Source organism: Noviherbaspirillum sp. Root189 (assembly GCF_001428545.1).
Taxonomy (GTDB): domain Bacteria; phylum Pseudomonadota; class Gammaproteobacteria; order Burkholderiales; family Burkholderiaceae_D; genus Noviherbaspirillum.
The window spans coordinates 342,798-365,829 of the sequence record NZ_LMHZ01000012.1 but is presented as its reverse complement, the minus strand read 5'-3'; the positions used below and the strand labels follow the sequence as shown (position 1 = coordinate 365,829).

Genomic DNA, 23,032 nt, shown 5'->3' with positions numbered 1-23,032 from the left:
CCTTTAAAATAGCAGGCTACATAGGATCTTAGTCATGGCTATTTCAACAACACAAGAAATCATTGCCGAGCTGCGTGCCGGCCGTATGGTCATCCTCGTCGATGAGGAAGATCGTGAGAACGAAGGCGATCTGGTGCTCGCGGCGGAGTTTGTCACGCCGGAAGCCATCAATTTCATGGCAAAGTTTGGTCGTGGACTGGTTTGCCTGACGCTGACGGAAGAGCGCTGCAATCTGTTGAACCTGCCGATGATGACCACTCGCAACGGTACATCCTACGGCACCAATTTCACGGTATCGATCGAAGCGGCTGAAGGCGTAACCACCGGCATTTCTGCCGCCGACCGTGCACGGACAGTGCAGGTTGCCGTTGCCAAGAACGCCAAACCCAGCGATATCGTTCAGCCTGGACATATATTTCCGCTGAAGGCGCAGAAGGGTGGCGTACTCATGCGTGCCGGACATACCGAGGCAGGCTGCGACTTCGCGGAGCTTGCCGGCCTGACACCCGCCGCAGTAATCTGCGAAATCATGAAGGACGACGGCACCATGGCGCGGTTGCCGGACCTCATGGAATTTGCACAGGAACATGGCTTGAAGATCGGCACCATCGCTGACCTGATTCATTATCGTAGTCAGAATGAAAGCATCGTCGAGCGGGTGGCCGAGCGCGTCATGCATACCGCGCATGGGCCGTTCCGAACCATCGCTTACCGTGACAAACCCAGTGGCGGCGCCCACCTTGCTTTGGTACATGGTGACATCGCACCGGACCTGGAAACGCTGGTACGGGTGCATCAGCCGGTATCGATCCTTGATTTGCTGGAAACGCGCACCACGACGCATTCGTGGAACACGGCATCAGCAATGGCCGCGATTCAGGCGTCTGAACGTGGTGCCATGGTGCTGCTGAACTGCGAAGAATCCGCGGATCAAATGTTTGCCCAGTTCGATGCGCTCAACAATCCGGACGCCGTGCCGCAACCACGGGGATCGCGGCTTGATCTGCGTACCTATGGCATTGGTGCACAGATCCTCAAGGATCTCGGCGTCGGCAAGATGAAACTGTTGGCAAGCCCGCGCAAGATGCCGTCCATGACCGGATTTGACCTCGAAGTGGTCGGTTACCAGGCAAAACCCGAAATTTAAGCGCAAGCAAAAGAACCAAGAAGCGACTTCGTCCAGTCAGACAGGAGTCAAATAATTTATAACCGCCCTTGTGGCGAACGCAACGACAGTTCGAGGCGTCCGATGCAAGGCAGCAGTTTCATTGAGCGCGATTGCGCATAAAGGAATCACCATGACCGTAGGAACATACGAATCGAACTTGAGCGGAGAAGGTGTGCGCGTAGGTATTGTGCAGGCCCGGTTCAACGAAGACGTTTGCCACGGCCTGTTGTCCGCTTGTCTGGCGGAACTGAAGCATCTTGGCGTTGCCGACGAAGACGTATTGCATGTGACGGTGCCCGGCGCACTGGAAATTCCTCTGGCCCTGCAGAAAATGGCCGAAACCCAGCAATTCGATGCTCTCATCGCCATCGGCGCAGTGATTCGCGGTGAAACCTACCACTTCGAACTGGTATCCAATGAGTCCGGTGCCGGAATTACACGCGTTGGACTGGATTTCGGTATTCCAATCGCCAATGCGGTCCTGACGACCGATACCGACGAGCAAGCCGAGGCAAGGATGGCGGAAAAGGGTACGGATGCCGCTCGCGTCGCCATTGAAATGGCGAACCTGTCGATCGCGCTGGAAGAACTCGCCGACGTTACCGAGGAAGAGTAAGACATGAACCAGAAGACAGCGCACGCCAATCCGAACAAGAACCGCACGCCGAGGCACCGCGCGCGCGAGTTCGCGTTGCAAGGCCTGTATCAATGGCTGCTCGCCAATGAGGATGCTGGCGCAATCGATGCCAACATTCGCGAGGCCCATGGTTTCGACAAGGCTGATGCCGACCATTTCAATGCCTTGCTGCACGGCTCAATCAAGCAGGCGACGACCCTGCGCGAAAATCTTGCGCCATTGATCGATCGTCCTATCGAACAGCTTTCCCCTGTGGAGCATGCTGCTCTGCTGATCGGCGCCTATGAGCTCGCCAATCACATTGAAATTCCGTACAAAGTCGTGATCAATGAAGCGGTCGAACTGACCAAATCCTTTGGCGGTATTGATGGGCACAAGTATGTCAATGGCGTGCTCGACAAGTTCGCCGCCAAAGTACGTAACGTCGAAGTCGACGACGCCCGCAAACGCTAAGCGGCTAGGGCAACCCTGCAAAAGCGAGGCGCCATTCGACGTTTCGCGTGGCGAAGCCCGGGCTGCGTGGTCTGCAGCCTTTGCCATGCCTGAGCAACGCTCAGGCCAAAACTAAGAGCATTCCCTCGCATTCCCTCGATATCATCCATCGCAATGAATCCACTTCTGGCTTCCCGACTTGCCAACATCGCGCCATTCCATGTGATGGAGCTGGCCAAGAAAGCAACCGAACTTGAGCGCCAGGGCCGCTCGATTATCCATATGGGAATCGGCGAGCCCGACTTCACGGCGGCACAGCCTGTGATCGACGCCGCGACACGCGCGATGGCAGACGGCAAGATGCAGTACACCTCGGCGACCGGGATTCCGGCCTTGCGCGAAGCGATTGCCGCACATTACCAGCGTGTTTACGGCTTGAACATCGCGCCATCGCGCATCATTGTGACCGCCGGTGCGTCGGCCGCGCTGCTGCTGGCTTGCGCGGCCTTGGTTGAGAAAGGCGCAGAGGTGTTGATGCCGGATCCATCTTACCCATGCAACCGGCACTTTGTGGCGGCATTTGAGGGACACGCGAAGATGATTCCCAGCGGACCGGAACATCGCTTCCAGCTGTCGGATGACATGGTGCGCGAACACTGGAATGCGTCAACCCGTGGTGTGCTGCTTGCATCACCCTCGAATCCCACCGGCACCTCGATCCCGCATGACGAACTGCGCCGTATCGTGGCAACGGTACGCGAAAAGAATGGCTTTACCATCGTCGACGAGATTTACCAGGGCCTTACCTATGACGAAGAGCCATTTTCGGCATTGTCGCTGGGCGAGGACGTCATCGTCATTAACAGTTTCTCGAAGTACTTCAACATGACAGGATGGCGTCTCGGCTGGCTTGTGGTGCCGGATGCCATGGTGCCGGCGATTGAGAAGCTGGCGCAGAACCTGTTTATCTGCGCGTCCAGCATTGCGCAGCACGCCGGTGTTGCCTGCTTTACCCCTGAAGCTATTGCAATCTATGAAGAACGCAAAGCCGAATTCAAGTGCCGTCGTGACTTTATTGTGCCTGCGTTGCGGCAGCTTGGATTTCGGGTGCCAGTCACCCCGGACGGGGCGTTCTATGTCTACGCGGACTGTTCAGCGTTGTCCGGCGATGCCGACCAGCTGACCATCGACATGCTGCATGACGCCGGCGTAGTGCTAGTGCCTGGCCTGGATTTTGGGCCTTACACAGCTCGTCAGTACATTCGCCTGTCCTATGCGACATCCATGGAAAACCTGAAGGAAGCGGTGGCGCGTCTTGAAAAGTTTTTTGCGGCACGCCGCTGAGAGCGGAAGTTGCGAATCATCTTCGGGTGAAAAGTAAAAAGGAGCCGAAAGGCTCCTTTTTACTTTTACAGCTTTGCCTCTACACCGTATTCATAGTGCAGCGACCTGATCTGCCTTGACTGGCGGAAGGCCATCTTGTAAAGGGGAGGGCGGGGATTCAATTGCAGCCTCTTCTACTTTTGGCTCAGCCGGTTTGGGCTTGGCCGGCGTTGCACTGGCTGATGTCGTGAAGACGGGTACCTGTTTGCCCATGGCGACTTCTTTCAGTCGACGGTACTCGGCAAGTACTTTAGCGCCATAGCCAGAATCGGAATCGAAAGCGCCTGCGCCCACGTACATTTTAAGACCTGCCTCAACCGAGCCACCGCGCTGCACATAATCCTTCAGGATCAACGAACCGACACGAATATTGGCAACCGGATTAAGCGCCGCTTTGACGCCGCCAAGTTCGGCAAATTTGTCATGGTGAACCTTTGACATGACTTGCATCAGGCCTTGCGCACCAACCGGACTTTCGGCAAAAGGATTGAAACCCGACTCGATCGCCATTACCGAAAGAATGAGCAGGGGGTCGAGCTTGATCTCCTTTGCGGTCATGTAAGCAGCGGAAACCAGCATATTGGTCGCATCGCTGGCCACGCGATACCGCTTGGACAACCAGGTGGTGACCCATTGCTGTTGTTTGGTGTTGCCGGTATTGAGATTGGCATTGACATCGGTATTGCCCAAAGGCTGGGCCGGTGCGTGTGCGGCAATCGCAGCCGGTGCAGTCGATGCAGTCGGGGTTGCCGATGATGCCTTGGTATCAAGCGCTGCGGCCGGCAGCGTGCTGTCTTCCGTTGCGGCGAACGGCGACAATTCCTTGAGCTGGTCCGCGATTTCAGGTTTGACAAACATGATGCCGAGTGCGGCGATCGCGATGATACCCAAGGCCATCAAGGTATGGTGCGCGGTTGTGAGGAAACCGCTTACCGTGTCGCGAACGAACACTGCCCAGGCAGCGGACTGGCTTGCCCTGCGTTGGGCGAAACCTGTTGTCGCCCTCATAAATAGATGTAACATTGCACCTCCTGAATCGTCGCGGCAAGCGAAGAGCCCACTACAAGACCTTGTAGACCCTTGAGTTTGCCGTGAATCAGATAATCGACTGTGACCGCGCGCGGCGCTGGTAACAGTCGTCGGATTTGCTTGCCTCAGACTGTAGGCGGCTCCATGGCGCCCGGCAGTGGCAAGCAAACTTTTCGGGGGAGAAGGCGGAAGCCTTTTGGAAACACTCCTTAAAATGTCATGTGGGACCCCGATCCCGTGAGTGGCGAGCAATCAAGTGATACTTCCTTTGCCGGGAAGCATGCTCGTCAAGTTGGGCGAATTTTAGGGGCGTGTTTATATCGAGTCAATACTAACAAACGCTGTTTTTATTACTTCTAGATCTGACAATCTCGCTGCGACGCAACAGAACCCTAATAAAATCAATTACTTGGGCTTGCATTCTACAAACATAGGCAAGTCTCAAACTTTGTGAAAAATCATGAAATATTCGGATTTGCGAGATTTTATTGCCCAGTTGCAACAAATGGGCGAACTTAAGGTGGTATCTACCCCGGTTTCACCCTATTTGGAGATGACGGAAATCTGTGACCGCACGCTGCGCGCTGGTGGACCAGCACTGTTGTTTAACAAACCTGAAAAACACACCATGCCGGTACTCGGCAACCTCTTCGGGACGCCGCGACGCGTCGCCCTGGGGATGGGGGCTGAGGATGTCAGCGAACTGCGCAAGATCGGGCATGTACTCTCTAGCCTCAAGGAGCCGGAACCTCCCAAGGGACTACGGGATGTATTGGGTCTGGGGTCGATGGTGAAGTCACTGTGGGACATGGCGCCCAAAGAGCATCGTTCCGCGCCATGCCAGGACGTTGTGTGGGAAGGTAATGATGTTGATCTGAGCCGGCTGCCGATCCAGCATTGCTGGCCCGGCGATATCGCTCCGTTGATCACATGGGGACTGGTTATTACCAAGGGCCCGCACAAGAAGCGTCAGAACCTCGGCATCTATCGGCAGCAGGTCATCGGGCGCAATAAGGTCATCATGCGCTGGCTCGCTCATCGTGGCGGCGCGCTGGATTTCCGTGAACACGGGATTGTAAATCCCGGTCAGCCTTATCCCATTGCTGTCGCTCTCGGCGCGGATCCGGCGACCATTCTTGGTGCTGTGACGCCCGTGCCGGACAGCCTGTCGGAATACCAGTTTGCCGGTTTGCTGCGTGGCAGCCGAACCGAACTTGTCAAGGCAATCGGTAGCGAGTTGCGCGTTCCGGCGTCAGCGGAAATTGTCCTGGAAGGCCATATCTACCCTGACACGTCGCATCCCAGCGGCTATGAACACGCGCTGGAAGGACCTTACGGCGACCATACCGGCTATTACAATGAGCAGGACTGGTTCCCGGTCTTTACGATCGATCGTATTACCATGCGGCGCGACCCGATTTATCACTCCACTTATACGGGTAAGCCGCCCGACGAACCCGCCATTCTCGGTGTCGCGCTCAATGAGGTATTTGTCCCCTTGCTGCAAAAGCAGTTTTCGGAAATCACCGATTTTTACCTGCCGCCCGAGGGTTGCAGTTACCGGATGGCGGTTGTCCAGATCAAGAAGGCTTACCCGGGGCATGCGAAACGCGTCATGTTCGGCGTCTGGAGTTTTCTGCGCCAGTTCATGTATACCAAGTTCATTGTCGTCGTCGACGAAGACGTTAATATCCGCGACTGGAAAGAAGTTATCTGGGCCATCACGACGCGGGTCGACCCTTCGCGCGATACCACACTGGTGGATAACACGCCGATTGATTATCTCGACTTTGCATCGCCGGTGAGCGGACTGGGTAGCAAGATGGGCATCGACGCCACCAACAAGTGGCAGGGCGAGACCAGTCGCGAGTGGGGTACCACGATCCGCATGACCGACGAGGTGAAGGCGAAGGTTGACCGGATCTGGGGTGAGCTCGGAATTTGATTTGAAGCAGAGGAGGGCAGAGCACGACCCCAATGCTGGCGCAATGTGCTGCCATGAACAGGCGCGTTTTACGGGATCCGGCTGGATTGTTGATCCGGCAACGCCCGGAAATAGAAAGACGATCGGTCTCCTTTGCTGTTAAAATACAGGTCGGCGGGCCCCTGCGCATTGTGGCATGGCCAACCTGGTCAGGTCGGGAACGAAGCAGCCACAGCCATTTCCCGCAAGTGCCGCAGACAAGGCTCGCCCCTTCTACTTTCTAAGCCTTTCCCGTCCTTAGTTCCAAACCCGCCGTAACCGACCATGTCTGCCTTTGTCGGCTCATGTTTGCTGCGCCGGCCACGCGCGCTCCAGAATCGCCTGCTGCATGGCGGTCGCTGACAAGGTACCGTACACACGGCCGGATTCGGCATCCACGCGGCTGGTAATGAACGCCTCGGCAACATCGGCCGGTGCTGATTGCAGCATCAGGCAAGCTTGCGCCGCGAGTACCAGACGTTGCGCAAAGCGGCGTGCCAGCATTTCACGCTGTTCGGGTGGTGTCGCCAAGTCCTTGCGCAAGGAAGACACCAGGCCCGACAGGGTCGCATGTCCGTTCGCCACCTCGCTAAAGTGATCGAGCAGCATCAGGAACCCTTCCGTCTCCCTCTCTATTGCGCGCAGTACATCCAGGCACATCACGTTGCCTGAACCTTCCCAGATGGAATTCACCGGCGCTTCCCGATACAGTCGCGCCATCGGACCAGTCTCGACATAGCCATTGCCGCCCCACACTTCCATGCATTCGCCGGTAAATTCCAGCGCGCGCTTGCATATCCAGAATTTGGCCGCTGGTGTGACGACACGACGCCACGCTCGTTCCAGTGGGTCGGTTGGTGATTCGAAAGCCTGAGCGAGGCGTAGCATCAACACTGTTGCCGCTTCACTCTCCAGCGCCATGTCGGACAATACATTCCGCATCAGCGGCTGCTCGGCCAGCGTCCGTCCGAACACCTTGCGGTGGCGCGCATGGTGCGCGGCCTGTACAAAGGCCTGGCGCATCAGGCCGGCACTACCGATCACGCAATCCAGGCGGGTATGGTTTGCCATCTCGATGATCGTGGGGATACCGCGGCCTTCATCGCCGACCATCACGCCGTAGGCGTCCTGAAATTCCACTTCGCTGCTGGAGTTGGAGCGGTTGCCAAGCTTGTCCTTGAGACGCTGGACCAGGATCGCGTTCTTGCTGCCGTCAGGCCGCCAGCGCGGCACAAAGAAACACGACAAGCCGCCTTCAGTGCGGGCCAGCACGAGGTGGGCGTCGCACATCGGTGCGGAAAAGAACCATTTGTGACCGGTCAGCAGGTATTCTGCGCCACGGCCTTCGCCGCCGAGAGGCCGGGCCGTCGTGGTGTTGGTACGGACATCGGAGCCGCCTTGCTTTTCCGTCATTCCCATGCCGATCAGGATGGATTTTTTCTGTTCCAGCGGCAGGTCCCGCGGGTCATGCTCGCGCGAGTAAAGCTTGTCGCGCAAGACGGCAAACAGGCGAGGTTCATTTTGCAAAACCGGAATCGAGGCAAAGGTCATGGTGGTCGGGCACAGGGAGCCCGATTCCACCTGAGACTGCAAAAAATAACCGGCAGCCCGCGCAACATGCGCGCCGGGCCGGGGATCGGACCACGGTAGGGAATGCAGGCCTTCATGACGCAGCAATCCGAGTAATGCATGCCAGCTCGGATGGAATTCCACGCGGTCCACGCGCCGGCCGACGCGGTCGTGCGTATTTAACTCAGGCAAGTGATGATTCGCCAATTCTCCCAGCCGCAGGACGTCTTCCGACCCAAGTGTTGCGCCGAAGCGCCGGAGATTCTCCTCGTGCCAGCCACCGGCGCCGCGCCGCAATCCGGCGGAAAGCGCCACATCGCTGCTGAAAAGATTGTAGTCCTGCAGTTCCGGAACTTGATTCGTTACTTCATGTGTTGGCCATTGCATTCTGGATATCCTTTTTTCACAACAAGGTCAGAGCCTATAACTTGCATCAGGTCAGGTAAAATGCTGGGTACAACCAACTGCCAGCGCCACCATGTCTTATCAAGTCCTCGCCCGCAAGTATCGCCCAAAGAGCTTCGAGACGCTCGTCGGGCAGGAGCACGTCGTGCGGGCGCTCACGCATGCGCTGGAACAGCAACGCCTGCACCACGCCTACCTGTTTACCGGCACCCGCGGCGTTGGCAAGACCACGCTTTCACGGATTCTTGCCAAGTCGCTGAACTGCGAGACAGGTATCACGGCCAAGCCCTGCGGCGTCTGCGAAGCCTGTACCGCCATCGATGCCGGCCGCTTTGTCGACTATATCGAAATGGATGCGGCATCGAATCGCGGCGTCGATGAAATGGCGCAATTGCTTGAGCAGGCAGTGTATGCACCGTCGAATGCACGCTTCAAGGTATACATGATCGACGAGGTGCACATGTTGACCAACCACGCCTTCAACTCCATGCTGAAGACGCTGGAAGAGCCCCCCGAGCACGTCAAATTCATCCTGGCAACGACGGATCCGCAAAAAATTCCGGTCACGGTATTGTCGCGTTGTCTGCAGTTTAACTTGAAGCAGATGCCGCCCGGCCACATCGTCGGCCATTTAGAGGACATCCTCGGACAGGAAAATATTGAATTCGATGCGCCTGCCTTGCGCCTTCTGGCACAGGGTGCGCATGGCTCCATGCGCGACGCGCTGTCGCTGACCGATCAGGCGATCGCTTATGCCGCCGGCAAGGTAACGCTCGACGCCGTGCAGGGCATGCTCGGCGCGCTCGACCAGTCATATCTGATTCGGGTGCTCGATGCGCTGGCCGCCAAAGATGGCGCCGGCCTGCTTGCCGTTGCCGATGAAATGGCGACCCGCAGCCTGTCGTATAACGCCGCACTGCAAGACTTGGGCACCTTGCTGCACCGGCTTGCACTGGCGCAAACCGTACCGGCCGCCTTGCCTGACGACGTACCCGAGCGTGAGGATATTCTGCGCCTGGCCGGCCTGTTCGATGCTGAAGAAATCCAGTTGTATTATCAGATTGCCGTGCATGGGCGCAATGAACTCAGCCTCGCACCGGACGAGTACGCGGGTTTCTCGATGACACTGCTGCGCATGCTGGCCTTCCGTCCCGGCATGGGTGGGGCGGAACGTGCGGCGCAGCCGCCAGCGCCTCCTGTTCCTGCGCGTGCAAGCGGTCCGGCAGCCGCACCGGCGAGTCGGACCCCGATGTCAGCACCTGTTTCCGCTTCTGCGGCTCCAGTCGCGGCGCCTGCCAGACCGGCAGGAATCAGCCCGGCTCGTGCTGCGCTCGAAGCCGCACGCAACGGTGGCAAGTCGCAGCCGGCAGTGATGCCGGTCCGTCCGGCACCATCAGCACCTCCAGCACCATCAGCCTCGCTGGCGCCATCGGCATCTTCGTCTCTACCTCCATGGGAAGAAGACATGCCGGCAGGGCGTGATGCACCGGCATTCGATTCGCTGCCTGTCGCCGCTCAAAAAAAAACTGAAGTCCGGCCCCAGCCGCAATTCCAGGCTCAGTCCCAGTCCCAGCCATTGCTGCAATCCGACACGGCGGTACTCGAAGAGCCGCCGATCATCGTCGTACCGGAACTGCCGGTGGCGGATGTACAGCCGCTTGCACCGACACCAATGCCCTCGCTCAACTGGGATGGCAACTGGCCGGTGCTGGCTGCGGCACTTCCCTTGCGCGGCGTTGTCCAGCAATTAGCCCAGCAAAGCGAGCTATTGCAATGCGAAGACAAGGGTGAAGCGGTACTCATGCATTTGCGCATCCCGCTCGAAACCTTGCGTTCGGCCGGTGCTGTCGACAAGCTGACGGCGGCGTTGACGGAACATTTCGGCAAGACGGTACGCGTGACCACGGAAATCGGCGCGGTACAGCAGACCGCCAATGCCCAGGCTGTTGCCGAGCGCGAAGCGCGTCAGCGTCAGGCGGAGGAAAACCTGACGCGCGACCCTTTCGTGCAAACCATGATGCGTGAATTCGGCGCGACAATCGTGCCGGGTTCAATCAAGCCGGCCTGAGCGCGCAAGTGCCGGGACGGGGTTAACATAATCTCACCAACAATCAGGAGTTAGACCATGATGAAGGGCCAACTGGCCGGGCTGATGAAGCAAGCCCAGCAGATGCAGGACAACATGAAGAAAATGCAGGAGCAGCTTGAACTGATCGAAGTCGAGGGACAGTCGGGCGCCGGCATGGTCAAGGTCGTGATGACTTGCAAGAATAACGTCAAGCGCGTGACCATCGATCCATCCCTGCTGGGCGACGACAAGGACATGCTGGAAGACCTGGTTGCGGCTGCCTTCAACGATGCGGTTCGCAAGGCCGAAGCCACCTCGCAGGAAAAGATGGCCGGAATGACCTCTGGCCTTCCACTGCCACCAGGCTTCAAGCTGCCATTCTAATCCGGCGGCAGACGCAGGCCCGCCTTAGTGCCCGGGTCTGCTGACCTAACCTCATTGCGGCAACAGACACCTTAGTGAAATCGCCTTCCAGCCTTGAATTCCTCACCGAAGCCCTGCGCAGGCTGCCCGGTATCGGGCCCAAGTCCGCGCAGCGGCTGGCATACCACCTGATGCAGCATGACCGCGATGGGGCGTCCATGCTCGGGCGTGCATTGACGCAGGCTGTCGAGCGCGTTCATCACTGCGCCAAATGCAATACTTTTACGGAGAACGAACTCTGTGAAATGTGCATGGATTCCGACCGGGACGAATCGCTGCTTTGCGTGGTCGAAACACCTGCCGATCAGTTGATGATCGAGCAGACCATGACTTTCAAGGGTTTGTATTTCGTGCTGATGGGGCGGCTTTCGCCGCTCGATGGCATCGGTCCCAAGGATATTCACCTCGAAAAGCTGATTGCACGCGCCACCGATGGCATAGTGAAAGAGGTGGTGCTCGCCACCAACTTCACCAACGAAGGCGAGGCGACAGCGCATTACATCAGCGAAACATTGAAGGCGCGTGGTCTCAAGGTAAGCCGTCTCGCGCGTGGTGTGCCGGTGGGAGGCGAACTGGAATACGTTGACGCCGGTACGATCGCACGCGCCATGCTTGATCGGCGATCAACTTGACTGCGAGATGCTGCACCGGAACCTGCAGAATTGATTTCGACTTGATGTATTATCAACTCGGATAGCGCTAGTGCGCACGGTTGCCCCGTGCCCCTTGCTCGCATCCCGGAACAACCTGCATTCCGCACACCAGGCCGACATCAGCTTCAGGGATATGACAGAGAAAAAAACATCCGGCGGCCCACTCGCCGGCATCAAGGTACTCGAACTCGGCACATTGATTGCCGGTCCGTTCTGTTCACGCATGCTGGCCGAATTCGGCGCCGAGGTCATCAAGATCGAATCACCCGAAGGTGGTGACCCGATACGCCAATGGCGCGTGCTGAAAGACGGTACTTCGCTGTGGTGGTCGGTCCAGTCGCGCAACAAGAAAAGCATCACGCTCAATATGAAAGATGCGCGTGGCCAGGAAATCGCGAAGCGACTTGCACTCGACGCCGACATCATTATTGAAAATTATCGGCCTGGCGTCCTCGAAAAATGGGGTCTCGGATTTGAAGATCTGAAGCAAATCAATCCGGCCACCATCATGGTACGCCTGTCGGGGTACGGCCAGACCGGACCGATGAGGGACTTGCCGGGCTTCGGCGCCATCGGGGAATCGATGGGCGGCTTGCGCTATGTGTCCGGCCATCCGGATCGGCCGCCGGTGCGGATCGGGATATCAATTGGTGATTCCGTGGCCGCATTGCACGGTGTGATCGGCGCGATGATGGCCCTGCGCCATCGTGACGTAACCGGCGGCCGCTGGAATGGCAAAAGCGGTCCCGACTGCGTTGCAGGTCAGGGGCAGATGGTCGATGTGGCGTTGTACGAAGCGGTTTTCAACATGATGGAATCGCTGGTGCCCGAATACGACCATGCCGGCGTAGTGCGCGAACGTACCGGCGGCGCCTTGCCCGGCATCGTGCCTTCGAATACCTATACCACGGGCGACGGTGAAAACATCGTGATTGCCGGCAACGGTGATGCCATCTTCAAGCGCCTGATGCAGGCCATTGGCCGACAGGACATGGCCGACGATCCTCAGCTTGCCCGCAATGATGGACGCGTGCCGCGCACTGCCGAGATCGATGGTGCCATACAGGCATGGTGCAGCACACAAAACATCGAACAGGCGCTGGCCGTGTTGAAAGCCGCAGACGTCCCGGTGGGAAAGATCTATTCGGTCCGCGACATGATGAGCGATCCGCAGTTTCTCTCACGCCGGATGTTCGAGCAACATACCTTCGCCGACGGCACGCCCATCAAATTGCCGGCGATTACGCCCAAGCTATCCGAAACCCCGGGCGAGACCAAATGGCTGGGACCGGGTCTCGGTGAGCACAGTGCTGAAGTCTTGCAGACACTGGGTTATGATGATGAGCAGATCGCGCAACTAAGACGCGAGCGTGTCATCTAGCGGAGCATCCTGGGAGGTTCGTCAGAACGCGCAACAGCATGCCATACCTGTGCGTCCTGCCTTCGGCGTCGGACGACGGTCAAGCGAATCAAGCTCTCGCAGCGTGAAGCAGTGAATACAGCGAATAATACGGAGACATCATGAACAAAAATTTCTGGAAGCAGTTTGCCATTGCCCTCGCACTTTTCCTTGCCGGGTATCTGACCTTCAACGGAAAGCTGTTTGCCCAAACGCTGGAGAAGCCGAAAGTCTCCATCGCCGTTGGCGGCAAGAATCTGTTTTATTACCTGCCGCTGACGATTGCCGAACAACTCGGCTACTTCAAGGATGAAGGCCTGCAAGTCGAGATCAGCGACTTCGCCGGCGGCGCCAAGGCATTGCAGGCGCTGGTCGGCGGCAGCGCGGATGTGGTCTCGGGTGCTTATGAGCACACGATCAATATGCAGGCAAAAGGTCAGCCCATCACTGCCTTCGTGTTGCAGGGCAGGGCGCCGCAGATCGTCCTCGCGGTTTCCAACAAGACCATGCCTAATTACAAGAGCATTGCCGACCTCAAGGGCAAAAAAATCGGCGTTACCGCGCCAGGATCGTCGACCAACATGATGGCCAACTTCGTGCTCGCCAAGGGCGGGCTTAAACCGAGCGACGTTTCCTTCATTGGAGTGGGTACATCGGCTGGTGCATTGTCCGCATTGCGTTCCGGGCAGATTGACGCCATCGCCAATCTCGATCCAGTCGTCACCATGCTGCAGCAAAAAAATGACGTCAAAGTGGTGGCCGATACCCGTACGCTGAAAGACACCAACGAGATTTTCGGCGGCCCCATGCCGGCTGCAACGCTATACACGACTGACGCCTTCCTGAAAAAGAATCCCAATACCGCGCAGGCACTGACCAACGCAATGGTGCGCGCGTTGAAATGGCTGCAGAAGGCCGGCCCATCGGACATCATCAAGGTGGTGCCCGAGAGCTATCTGCTTGGCGACCGTGCCTTGTATATCGATGCTTTCATGAAAGTGCGTGAAGCACTCTCGCCGGACGGCATCATTCCCGAAGCCGGGCCAGTGACTGCGCTGAAGACGCTGAAGGCATTCGAACCGGAACTCGCGAGCAAGAATATCGACCTGTCCAAAACCTACACCAACGAGTTTGCCAAAAAGGCGAACGCGAAATACAAGTAAGTACAAGCAGGTCCGCAAGCTAGACACCGCCAAGCCAGACAGGCGGAAAAAAATGAAGCCGGCACGGGTGATGTACGCACCATTCCGGCTTCGTCCAAAACGAACAGGCCGACGATTGCCCTCAAGGGCATGACCAACGATGACACCAGCGACGATGACACCAGCGCTTGCTCTCGACGACATTTCCTGCACCTTCATTTCCAAAGACGACCGTTCGCAACGCTACACTGCGGTAGCTGACACCAGCCTGCATATCGCACCGGGCGAGTTCGTTTCCGTAGTCGGTCCGACCGGCTGCGGCAAGTCGACCTTGCTTAACGTCGGTGCCGGCTTGCTGGCACCTTCAACCGGATCCGTGAAGGTGTTTGGTGAGGCACTGAACGGGATCAATCGCCGGGCCGGATATATGTTCCAGACCGATGCATTGATGCCCTGGCGCAGCGCCATGCAGAACGTGGTCGCCGGGCTGCAGTTTCGCGGCGTCAGTGATGCCGAAGCCAACCGGCTGGGCGAAGAGTGGCTGGCTCGCGTCGGCCTGCAAGGATTTGGCGACCGCTATCCGCATCAGCTGTCGGGAGGCATGCGTAAACGGGTAGCACTGGCACAAACGCTGATTCTTGATCCGGACATTATCCTGATGGATGAACCGTTCTCGGCACTCGACATCCAGACACGACAATTAATGGAAAACGAGGTGCTGGATTTGTGGAACGCAAAGAAGAAAGCAGTGCTGTTCATTACCCACGACCTTGATGAAGCCATCGCCATGTCGGACAGGGTAGTGGTGCTGTCGGCGGGCCCGCAAACGCATCCCATCGGGGAGTTCCATATCGATCTTCCGCGACCGCGCGACGTTGCCGAAATCCGCATGCATCCCCGGTTTGTGGAGTTACATGCGCAAATCTGGAATGTGCTGCGCGAAGAAGTCCTGAAGGGTTACCAGCAGCAGAAAATCAAAGCGTAGCAATAACGGTAGCAATAGCATTACCAGGAGCAATAGCGGTAACGACTGCCTATCGCCTACGTATCGCCTACGTATCGCCTTGGATCATCGGCAAATCAACAAGACAGATAATCGATGCTGAATTTCATCAAACCGAACCACAAAAACCTGCGCATCTGGCAGGTCCTCGTACTGATCGTCTTCTTTGCAATCTGGCACTTCGCGACCCGCGATCCCAAGGCTGCATTTTTCTTCGGTGAGCCGCTCAAGGTAATGGTGCGCATCTGGCAGTGGTTCACAGTGGGTAGCGGTTCACTGGAAGTCGGACTCGGGGACAGTACCTGGTTTACCCTTAATTTTCCGGCCGAGATTTATCCGCATCTGCTGGTGACTTTGACAGAAACGCTGCTGGCCTTCGGCATCGGCACGCTGCTCGGCCTGGTCTTTGGTTTGTGGCTGGCCCTGTCGCCGCTGACTTCCGCCATATTCGACCCGTATATCAAGGCCGCCAACTCGATGCCGCGCGTGATTCTCGCGCCGATCTTTGCGATGTGGTTCGGTCTCGGTATCTGGTCGAAGGTGGCGCTCGCGGTGACGCTGGTGTTCTTCATTGTGTTCTTCAACGTGTACCAGGGCGTGAAGGAAGTGAGCCCCGTCGTGCTGGCGAACGCGCGCATGCTCGGTGCCAATCAACGGCAACTGCTGCGCCAGGTCTACCTCCCGTCGGCGACATCATGGGTGTTTTCGAGCCTGCATACTTCCGTCGGTCTGGCATTTGTCGGTGCAATCGTAGGTGAATATCTTGGCTCCGCACGCGGCGTCGGCTACCTGATTCTCCAGGCGGAAGGCACTTTCGATATCAACACGGTGTTCGCCGGGATTCTGGTACTGACTGCATTTGCGCTGGTGCTCGATACGGTGGTCGGCATGATTGAGCGCCGGCTGATGAAGTGGCAGCCAAAGAGCGGCGAGACAGAAAAGATGTAGGGCAGGCTCAGGTCTTGCTAAGAGAGCGCTAAAGAATGCGCAAAGCGGTCCCGAAGCGTGTGGGGACGCGTTCGCCGATATGTGACATGGGGAAGATGGCACCGAGAAGGTGACCGCAACGCGATCGCGTAAAGGCATGCGCAATAACAGTGCAGCAATGCACCGTTTCAGTACAAAACCGCAACATTACATGGAGGACTATCTTGCACCGCTCTCGCTCACTCATGACCCGCACTCTCTTCATCGCTTCCGCCGCCTTGCTCGCCGGTCCGGCCCTCGCTCATCCCGGCGCACATCATGCGAGCGCCAGCTTTGCGGCTGGTCTGTCACATCCTTTCGCGGGCTGGGATCATCTGCTGGCGATGCTGGCGGTTGGCATCTGGGCCGCGCAGCAGAAGCGTGCGCTGGCCTTGCTGATGCCGCTGGCTTTTCCCTTGATGATGGGACTGGGCGCTGTCCTGGCGATGCAATTCGGTAGTCTCCAATATGTCGAGTCCGGTATTGCGGCTTCAGTCGCGCTGCTCGGGCTGCTGGTTGCCTTCGCGGTTCGCATGCCGGTGGTAGCCGGAGCAGCCATCGTTGCACTGTTTGGTTTACTGCATGGCTATGCACATGGTATTGAAGCACCCGCCGGTGGATCGATGCTCGCGTACGGCGCAGGCTTTATCGCTGCCACAATGATGCTGCATCTGGCAGGCATGCTCAGCGGCGTGCTCGCGCGTGGTGCAATCACGTCAGGACTGCTACGTGCTGGTGGCGGCGCGATTGCGACTGCCGGCGTGGCCCTGCTGACGCTTGCCTGAGCGCTCCTCCAGCAACTTGCACAAGCTGTCCACGCCGCGCCGGATCTCGGCCGGCGTGATGGCCGCAAATCCCAACAGCAGGCCGCAAGCTCGCGTGGCTCGTGAGCGATCCTCCGGTTCATTATAAAAATAAGAAAGACCGCGCAATTCCAGTCCGTATTCGAGTCCGGCCCGGGCGATGGCGTCGTCGTTGCATCTTTCCTTGAACATCACCGGCAGGTGCAGTCCTGTATCGGTGGTGCCCAATTCCAGACAGCCGGATAAACGCTCCTGCAGGGAGTGAATCAATACATCGCGCCTTTCGGCATACCTATCCCGCGTACGCCGGATATGCCGCTGAAAATGTCCCTCATTGATGAAGTCGGCCAATACTGCCTGCGGCACCAGGGGTGCGTGACGATCGAGGATCGCCTTGCCCTGCGCAAACGCCTCGGCCAGTTCGGTAGGCGCGACGATGTAGCCGAGACGCAAACCAGGGAACAACACCTTCGACAGCGTGCCGACATAGATAACGCAGCCTGCATTATCGAGGCTTTGCAAAGACGCCAGCGGCGGGCCATCGTAGCGATATTCACTGTCATAGTCGTCCTCGACGACCCAGGTCTTGTTGGCGGCGGCCCAGGCCAGCAATTCAAGTCGGCGTTGCAGGCTCATGGTCATGCCGAGCGGTAGCTGATGCGTGGGTGTGACATACACCAGTCGCGCATCGGGATAGTGTGCAATGCCGTCGCCGACGCACAAGCCATCGCTGTCGACCGGTACTGGACAGATCGCGGCATCGGCTGCCTTCAGCGATGCATTGATTCCGCGATACCCGGGTTCTTCCACCCAGGCCTGGTCGCCCGGCATCAGCAGCATGGTCGCGATCAGGTAGACCGCTTGCTGCGATCCGGAAGTAATGATGACCTGCTCGGCCGTGCATTGCACACCACGTGCGGCGCGCAAGTAGCCTGCCAGTGCCTCGCGCAAGGGCAGATAACCTGCCGGATCACCATATCCCAGTTCATGGGAAGGCCGCCGCCAGCGCCTTGCTTCCAGTCGCGACCAGATATCGAACGGAAATGCGTCCAGTCCCGGCATGCCGATACGGAACGCGCGTGGCGCCCCCTGATGGTAGGGCAGATAAGCGTCAGGTCCGGACAGGCGTGCGCCGCGGGCAGACAGAGGACGGATTGGCTGCGCATGTGGTTGAGGCTGCCTGTGATCGGGGAGAGACAGCGATGCGCTGACAAACGTCCCTTTGCCGACCACGCCGGAGAGGTAACCTTCGGCCAGCAACTGTGCATAGGCGTTGAGGATGGTTTGCCGGGATACGCCAAACAGCTCGGACAGCTCGCGGGTTGGAGGCAACTGGACGCCGGGCCCCAGAGTGCCCGAGAGAATGGCTTGCTTGATCGCGGCATAAAGCTGGCGAAACATCGGCGTCGATGCGGCAGGATCGAGGCGCAAGGTGGCGAGTGACTGGGCGAAGTGCATGGCTGGCATCCAAATTGGTATTCTTAAATTACCATTTATTGGTACTTTAAGAAAGCCAATGCGATAGGTAAGCTTTCTCGGTATCCCTGTTGTGCGTCCACATGTTCATGTGGCCATTCACGTTGTCTTCGCTATTTAACCGCCATTTGTCATTTATTACGAAAATCATGCATACCTACGAAGCTACCATTTCCTGGAGTCGCGGAGAGCAGCCTTTCAGCGACAACCGTTACAGCCGCGGCCATCGCTGGAGTTTTGACGGCGGCATCGACGTGCCGGCGTCATCATCGCCATCGGTTGTGCCGGAGCCGATGTCGGTCGCGAAGGCGGTTGATCCGGAAGAAGCCTTTGTCGCCGCCGTCTCAAGCTGTCACATGCTGACTTTCCTCTGGATTGCGGGAAAGCAGGGATTCATCGTCGACAGCTATGACGACCATGCACTGGGCGTGATGAAAAAGAATGCTGAAGGCCGCATCGCCGTCACGCGCGTTACCCTGCGTCCGCGCATCGTGTTTGCCGGCGAGCGGCAGCCCGGTGCGGAAGAGCTCGACCGTCTGCATCATCAGGCGCATGAAGAATGTTTCATTGCCAACTCCGTGAAATCGGAAATCGTAGTCGAACCGGCATAAAGAAATCCGATGTACATTCCATCCAAATTTGAAGAAACCCGTACCGAGGTCATGCATCAGCTGATGCGCGACCACCCCTTGGGCACCCTGGTCACACTTGGTGACCAGGGTCTCAACGCCAATCATTTGCCATTTGAAATCGCTTCCGATGGCGCGCTGGGAACCTTGCGCGCCCACGTTGCGCGCAGCAACCCGGTGTGGCGGGATACATCGGCTGCGGCCGAGCCGCTTGTTGTATTTCAAGGACCGCGTGCCTATATCAGCCCGTCGTTCTATCCGACCAAGCTTGAGGACAGCAGGGTAGTGCCAACCTACAACTACATGGTGGTGCACGCCTACGGTACGCTGCGTGTCATTGACGATCCGGCATGGATCCGGGCCCAGCTGGAGCGCCTGACGCAGGCCCATGAAGCGGACCGCTCCGCCCCCTGGCAAGTGGGCGATGCACCGGCCGACTTCATTGCGAAGTTGCTGCCCGCGCTCGTCGGCATAGAGATCAGCATTACTCGCTTGTTGGGGAAATGGAAAGTCAGCCAGAACCAGCCCGAAATCAACCGGGCCGGTGTGGAGGCGGGTCTGCGGGCAGAAAAAACGGGCGACGCTCCGGCTATGGCCGAGGCGGTAGCCAAGGCGGCACTGCAAGCCGGACCATAACCTAGCCTGCCGCGCCGTGAGTCGCTAGCTTCCTTGGCAATAATCAAGCTCCTCCGGCGGCCCGATTGCAAGCCGGACGGTCCCTGCTTGGTACAATGGCGGTTTCGCAATCAACACCGGCACTTTCATGATCGATATCCAACTCCTCCGCAAAGACATCGACAGCGTCGCGGCGCGCCTCGCAGCCCGCAAGTTCCAGCTGGACGTCGCGGCCTTCAATGCAATGGAGGCTGAACGCAAGCAGATCCAGACCCGTACCGAAGAACTGCAAGGCAAGCGCAATACCCTGTCCAAACAGATCGGCATGCTCAAGGGCAAGGGCGAAGATACGACCGCCGTCATGGCGGAAGTTGCCGGCATTGGCGACGAGCTCAAGGCTTCGGCCGAACGTCTTGATGCCATCCAGGCGAAGATGAGCGAGTTTATTCTTGCCGTGCCCAACCTGCCGAATGAGTCAGTCCCGGTTGGTCAGGATGAAAGCGGCAATGTCGAGGTACGCAAGGTCGGCACGCCGCGCAGCTTCGATTTCGAGGTCAAGGACCATGTCGATGTCGGCGCTGCGCTGGGACTCGATTTCGATGTCGCCGCCAAGTTGACCGGCTCGCGCTTTGCGGTGATGAAAGGCGGCATCGCCCGTCTGCACCGGGCGCTTGCGCAGTTCATGCTCGATACTCATACCGCCGAGCATGGCTATACCGAATGCTATACCCCGTACATGGTCAACGCCGATTCCCTGCGCGGCACCGGCCAGCTTCCCAAATTTGAAGCCGACCTGTTCGCCGCAAAGAAGGGAGGGCAGGAAGGCGAGGGCGAAGCCCTCTACCTGATCCCGACTTCCGAAGTGCCGCTGACCAACATGGTGCGCGACGAAATCGTTGCCGCCGATGCACTGCCGATCCGCATGACTGCACATACGCCGTGCTTCCGTTCCGAAGCCGGCAGCTATGGCCGCGATACCCGAGGCATGATCCGCCAGCACCAGTTCGACAAGGTCGAGATGGTGCAGGTTGTCCATCCCGAAAAATCTTACGAAGCGCTCGAAGAGATGGTCGGACACGCCGAGAACATCCTGAAAAAACTCGGTTTGCCTTATCGTGTCATCACCCTTTGCACCGGCGACATGGGCTTCGGCGCAGCCAAGACCTATGACCTCGAAGTGTGGCTGCCGGCCCAGAATACGTATCGGGAGATTTCATCGGTATCCAATTGCGAAGCCTTCCAGGCGCGTCGCATGCAGGCTCGCTTCCGCAATGCGCAAGGCAAGCCGGAACTGGTGCACACCCTCAACGGCTCCGGTCTCGCGGTTGGCCGGACCCTGGTTGCCGTCCTCGAAAATTATCAGCAGTCGGATGGCAGCGTTGACATTCCCGAGGTTCTGCAACCTTACATGGGCGGCGTCAAAATGCTTGCGCCTGCGGCATAAGCTTTTAATCAACCGGGTGTCCGCGTGTGGCGGTGGCTAAAGCGCTTTAGCCCCACGCCGGCGAAGCCGAGCCTTGGCGCCGTTCAATGAACAAACTGTTGCCGGAAATTTTCTTCGCCTGTTTTTTTGCATCCGCCGCCGCCGCCGCGATCTGATGATGCGACAGAAAATTACCGGGTTCTACGCGGACCACACCAAGTGAGATACTGATCAACGGATGGAGCACCGTCCGCCCGCGGCGGTTTTCGCTGGCATAGGCGCCGCGCTCACGGTCTTGCGCGCTATAGTGCTCGGGAATCGCTGTGGCCATCACCTCCATGATGCTGCGGCAACGCACTTCCCAGTCCTCGCTCTGAAACAGCACGATGAAATCATCGCCGCCGATATGGCCGATGAAATCACGCGTGGGATCACAGTGCGCCGCCAGGGTCCTGCCGGTCAGCTGGATTACATCGTCGCCCTTGCGATAACCGAACGCATCATTGAAGGGCTTGAAGTGGTCCAGGTCTGCATAACACGCAAAGAAAGGTACGCCACTCTGCAGTAGCCGGTCGATATGCTCATTGATCGGCACGTTCCCTGGCAGCAGGGTCAATGGATTCGCGTAGCGCGCCGCATTGATCTGCATTTGCGTGATTTCGCGCATCAGATCCTGGCCGGTGCCCATGCCGATATAACGACCCTCGGCCGTGATGATGAAACCGTTCGACAGATGATGATGGTCGGCCTCGACGATGGTGCGGCTCAGTTCCTGCAGGCTGGTGTCCTTGTCAATGATCAGCGGGTAGGGATCCATGAAGGTCGTACAGGGCTTCTTGCCGTAGACGTCGCGCGAGAACAGGCGGGCAAAGCGGTCAATCAGATCATGGCGCGTGATCAGCCCTACCGGCATCCCGTTTTCAACGACAGGCACAATCTGCAGCTCCGGCGCACCAATGAACATGTCGTACACATCGGTATTCGTCATCCCAGGCGATACCGGCGGTATCGCCCGCAACAGCTTGGTGGCGGTGATGACGTTATGTTTCAGGGCAGTCCGGTAAGGGTAGACCGACACGCCATTGCGATTGAGTGATGCCACGATGTCGGCTGCGACATCCGTTGCCGGATGCGCATGAGGCCTTGCGATATGGTAGCCCTGACCATAAGCAATGTCGAGGTCGCGGATCAGCAGCAATTCAGTCTGCGTCTCGATTCCTTCGGCAATGGCGATAGTGCCCGATTCCTGGGCGATTTCCTGGATCGAACGGACGAACTGCAGCTTTACCGGATCCTGATTGATGCCTTGCACAAAGTGCATGTCGATTTTTACGTATTCGGGACGCAGTTCCGACCACAGCCGCAAACTGGAAAAGCCTTCCCCCAAGTCATCGATGGCAATCTGAAAACCCATTCCGCGATAATGCATTACCGCTTCGCGCAGCAGGTCGTAATCATAGGTCGGCTGATTCTCGGTCAATTCGATGATGACCCGATCCGGATGGATACCCACTTCATCGATGTAGCCGAGCGTTTCCCCATGCCGTGCCTGCGGCTGCAGCAGCATTTCAGGGCTGACGTTGAGGAACAGTTTGCCGGGCAGCTGCAATTCTGCAAATCGTTCCAGCACCACGCGGCGGCACATGTGCTCCACCTCGACGCTGAGATGATGCGCCCGCGCGACCTTGAAGAGATTCATCGGCGAATGCAGCGGACTGTCGGAAGGACCGCGGATCAGGCCTTCATAGCCGACGATGTCGCCACGCTGCATGTTGATGATGGGCTGGAACAGCGCGGTCAACTGCCGCTGATGCAGGATTTCGTGTAATCGCGATAACAGCATGGC

Annotated in this window: 20 protein-coding genes and 1 other RNA gene; 17 read left to right on the top strand and 4 right to left on the bottom strand. The window is 58.0% G+C overall.

Annotation, left to right across the window (positions count from 1 at the left end; genetic code table 11):
- The first annotated feature begins 34 nt into the window (after positions 1 to 34).
- The 4 genes from ribBA to ASE07_RS09505 all read left to right on the top strand — a co-directional run bounded on the left by ribBA (position 35) and on the right by ASE07_RS09505 (position 3,581).
- Entirely contained in the window at positions 35 to 1,147 is a 1,113-nt protein-coding gene (gene ribBA / locus ASE07_RS09520) for a bifunctional 3,4-dihydroxy-2-butanone-4-phosphate synthase/GTP cyclohydrolase II (protein ID WP_057290547.1), read from the top strand.
- Positions 1,148 to 1,298: 151 nt separating this feature from the next.
- Positions 1,299 to 1,784 carry a 6,7-dimethyl-8-ribityllumazine synthase gene (ribH, locus tag ASE07_RS09515; protein WP_057290546.1) on the top strand — a complete coding sequence of 162 codons (486 nt, stop codon included), beginning with the start codon at positions 1,299 to 1,301 and terminating at the stop codon, positions 1,782 to 1,784.
- Between the two features lie 3 nt (positions 1,785 to 1,787).
- Positions 1,788 to 2,258, top strand: a complete 471-nt coding sequence (gene nusB / locus ASE07_RS09510; RefSeq protein WP_057290545.1) for a transcription antitermination factor NusB — start codon at positions 1,788 to 1,790, stop codon at positions 2,256 to 2,258.
- A gap of 153 nt (positions 2,259 to 2,411) precedes the next feature.
- Positions 2,412 to 3,581, top strand: coding sequence for a pyridoxal phosphate-dependent aminotransferase (locus tag ASE07_RS09505; protein ID WP_057290544.1), 1,170 nt, complete (start codon positions 2,412 to 2,414; stop codon positions 3,579 to 3,581).
- 90 nt (positions 3,582 to 3,671) lie between these two features.
- Here ASE07_RS09505 and ASE07_RS09500 read toward each other — a convergent pair whose 3' ends face one another.
- On the bottom strand, positions 3,672 to 4,643 hold the full coding sequence (locus ASE07_RS09500) for a transglycosylase SLT domain-containing protein (protein WP_057290543.1): 972 nt from the start codon (positions 4,641 to 4,643) through the stop codon (positions 3,672 to 3,674).
- Between the two features lie 466 nt (positions 4,644 to 5,109).
- On the opposite strand from ASE07_RS09500, the gene ubiD reads away from it, so the two are divergent.
- Both ubiD and ffs read left to right on the top strand, forming a co-directional pair.
- The gene (gene ubiD / locus ASE07_RS09495) at positions 5,110 to 6,594 is read left to right on the top strand and encodes a 4-hydroxy-3-polyprenylbenzoate decarboxylase (RefSeq protein WP_057290542.1); all 1,485 of its coding nucleotides are present in this window, start codon (positions 5,110 to 5,112) and stop codon (positions 6,592 to 6,594) included.
- Positions 6,595 to 6,746: 152 nt separating this feature from the next.
- Positions 6,747 to 6,845, top strand: an RNA gene (ffs, locus tag ASE07_RS27980) — signal recognition particle sRNA small type.
- Positions 6,846 to 6,915: 70 nt separating this feature from the next.
- Here ffs and ASE07_RS09490 read toward each other — a convergent pair.
- Positions 6,916 to 8,568 (bottom strand): isovaleryl-CoA dehydrogenase, encoded by a 1,653-nt coding sequence (locus ASE07_RS09490; protein ID WP_057290541.1) that lies wholly within the window; start codon positions 8,566 to 8,568, stop codon positions 6,916 to 6,918.
- Between the two features lie 91 nt (positions 8,569 to 8,659).
- Between ASE07_RS09490 and ASE07_RS09485 the strand changes: the two genes are divergently transcribed.
- The 8 genes from ASE07_RS09485 to ASE07_RS09450 all read left to right on the top strand — a co-directional run bounded on the left by ASE07_RS09485 (position 8,660) and on the right by ASE07_RS09450 (position 17,025).
- Positions 8,660 to 10,654, top strand: a complete 1,995-nt coding sequence (locus ASE07_RS09485) for a DNA polymerase III subunit gamma/tau (protein WP_057290540.1) — start codon at positions 8,660 to 8,662, stop codon at positions 10,652 to 10,654.
- 57 nt (positions 10,655 to 10,711) lie between these two features.
- The gene (locus ASE07_RS09480; RefSeq protein WP_057290539.1) at positions 10,712 to 11,038 is read left to right on the top strand and encodes a YbaB/EbfC family nucleoid-associated protein; all 327 of its coding nucleotides are present in this window, start codon (positions 10,712 to 10,714) and stop codon (positions 11,036 to 11,038) included.
- A gap of 74 nt (positions 11,039 to 11,112) precedes the next feature.
- Positions 11,113 to 11,709 (top strand): recombination mediator RecR, encoded by a 597-nt coding sequence (gene recR, locus ASE07_RS09475; protein WP_057290538.1) that lies wholly within the window; start codon positions 11,113 to 11,115, stop codon positions 11,707 to 11,709.
- A 154-nt stretch (positions 11,710 to 11,863) separates the two neighbouring features.
- Positions 11,864 to 13,111: a CaiB/BaiF CoA transferase family protein gene (locus tag ASE07_RS09470; protein ID WP_057290594.1), complete on the top strand. Its 1,248-nt coding sequence runs from the start codon at positions 11,864 to 11,866 to the stop codon at positions 13,109 to 13,111.
- 140 nt (positions 13,112 to 13,251) lie between these two features.
- Positions 13,252 to 14,292 (top strand): ABC transporter substrate-binding protein, encoded by a 1,041-nt coding sequence (locus ASE07_RS09465; protein ID WP_057290537.1) that lies wholly within the window; start codon positions 13,252 to 13,254, stop codon positions 14,290 to 14,292.
- A gap of 154 nt (positions 14,293 to 14,446) precedes the next feature.
- A complete protein-coding gene (locus ASE07_RS09460) occupies positions 14,447 to 15,256 on the top strand; it encodes an ABC transporter ATP-binding protein (RefSeq protein WP_057290593.1) in 810 nt (269 codons plus the stop codon).
- A 114-nt stretch (positions 15,257 to 15,370) separates the two neighbouring features.
- Positions 15,371 to 16,222 (top strand): ABC transporter permease, encoded by an 852-nt coding sequence (locus ASE07_RS09455; RefSeq protein ID WP_057290536.1) that lies wholly within the window; start codon positions 15,371 to 15,373, stop codon positions 16,220 to 16,222.
- Between the two features lie 224 nt (positions 16,223 to 16,446).
- Positions 16,447 to 17,025 carry a HupE/UreJ family protein gene (locus tag ASE07_RS09450; protein ID WP_057290535.1) on the top strand — a complete coding sequence of 193 codons (579 nt, stop codon included), beginning with the start codon at positions 16,447 to 16,449 and terminating at the stop codon, positions 17,023 to 17,025.
- Here the strand turns inward: ASE07_RS09450 and pdxR are convergent.
- Positions 16,966 to 18,501, bottom strand: coding sequence for a MocR-like pyridoxine biosynthesis transcription factor PdxR (pdxR, locus tag ASE07_RS09445; RefSeq protein WP_057290534.1), 1,536 nt, complete (start codon positions 18,499 to 18,501; stop codon positions 16,966 to 16,968). The two genes, ASE07_RS09450 and pdxR, sit on opposite strands and share 60 nt — an antisense overlap.
- Positions 18,502 to 18,668: 167 nt before the next feature.
- On the opposite strand from pdxR, the gene ASE07_RS09440 reads away from it, so the two are divergent.
- The 3 genes from ASE07_RS09440 to serS all read left to right on the top strand — a co-directional run bounded on the left by ASE07_RS09440 (position 18,669) and on the right by serS (position 21,207).
- A complete protein-coding gene (locus ASE07_RS09440; protein ID WP_057290592.1) occupies positions 18,669 to 19,130 on the top strand; it encodes an OsmC family protein in 462 nt (153 codons plus the stop codon).
- 9 nt (positions 19,131 to 19,139) lie between these two features.
- Complete coding sequence (locus ASE07_RS09435) at positions 19,140 to 19,784, top strand: FMN-binding negative transcriptional regulator (RefSeq protein WP_057290533.1); 645 nt, start codon at positions 19,140 to 19,142, stop codon at positions 19,782 to 19,784.
- A 127-nt stretch (positions 19,785 to 19,911) separates the two neighbouring features.
- Entirely contained in the window at positions 19,912 to 21,207 is a 1,296-nt protein-coding gene (gene serS, locus ASE07_RS09430; RefSeq protein ID WP_057290532.1) for a serine--tRNA ligase, read from the top strand.
- A gap of 46 nt (positions 21,208 to 21,253) precedes the next feature.
- On the opposite strand, the gene ASE07_RS09425 is transcribed toward serS, so the two are convergent.
- Entirely contained in the window at positions 21,254 to 23,029 is a 1,776-nt protein-coding gene (locus tag ASE07_RS09425; RefSeq protein WP_057290591.1) for a GGDEF domain-containing protein, read from the bottom strand.
- Positions 23,030 to 23,032 lie beyond the last annotated feature (3 nt).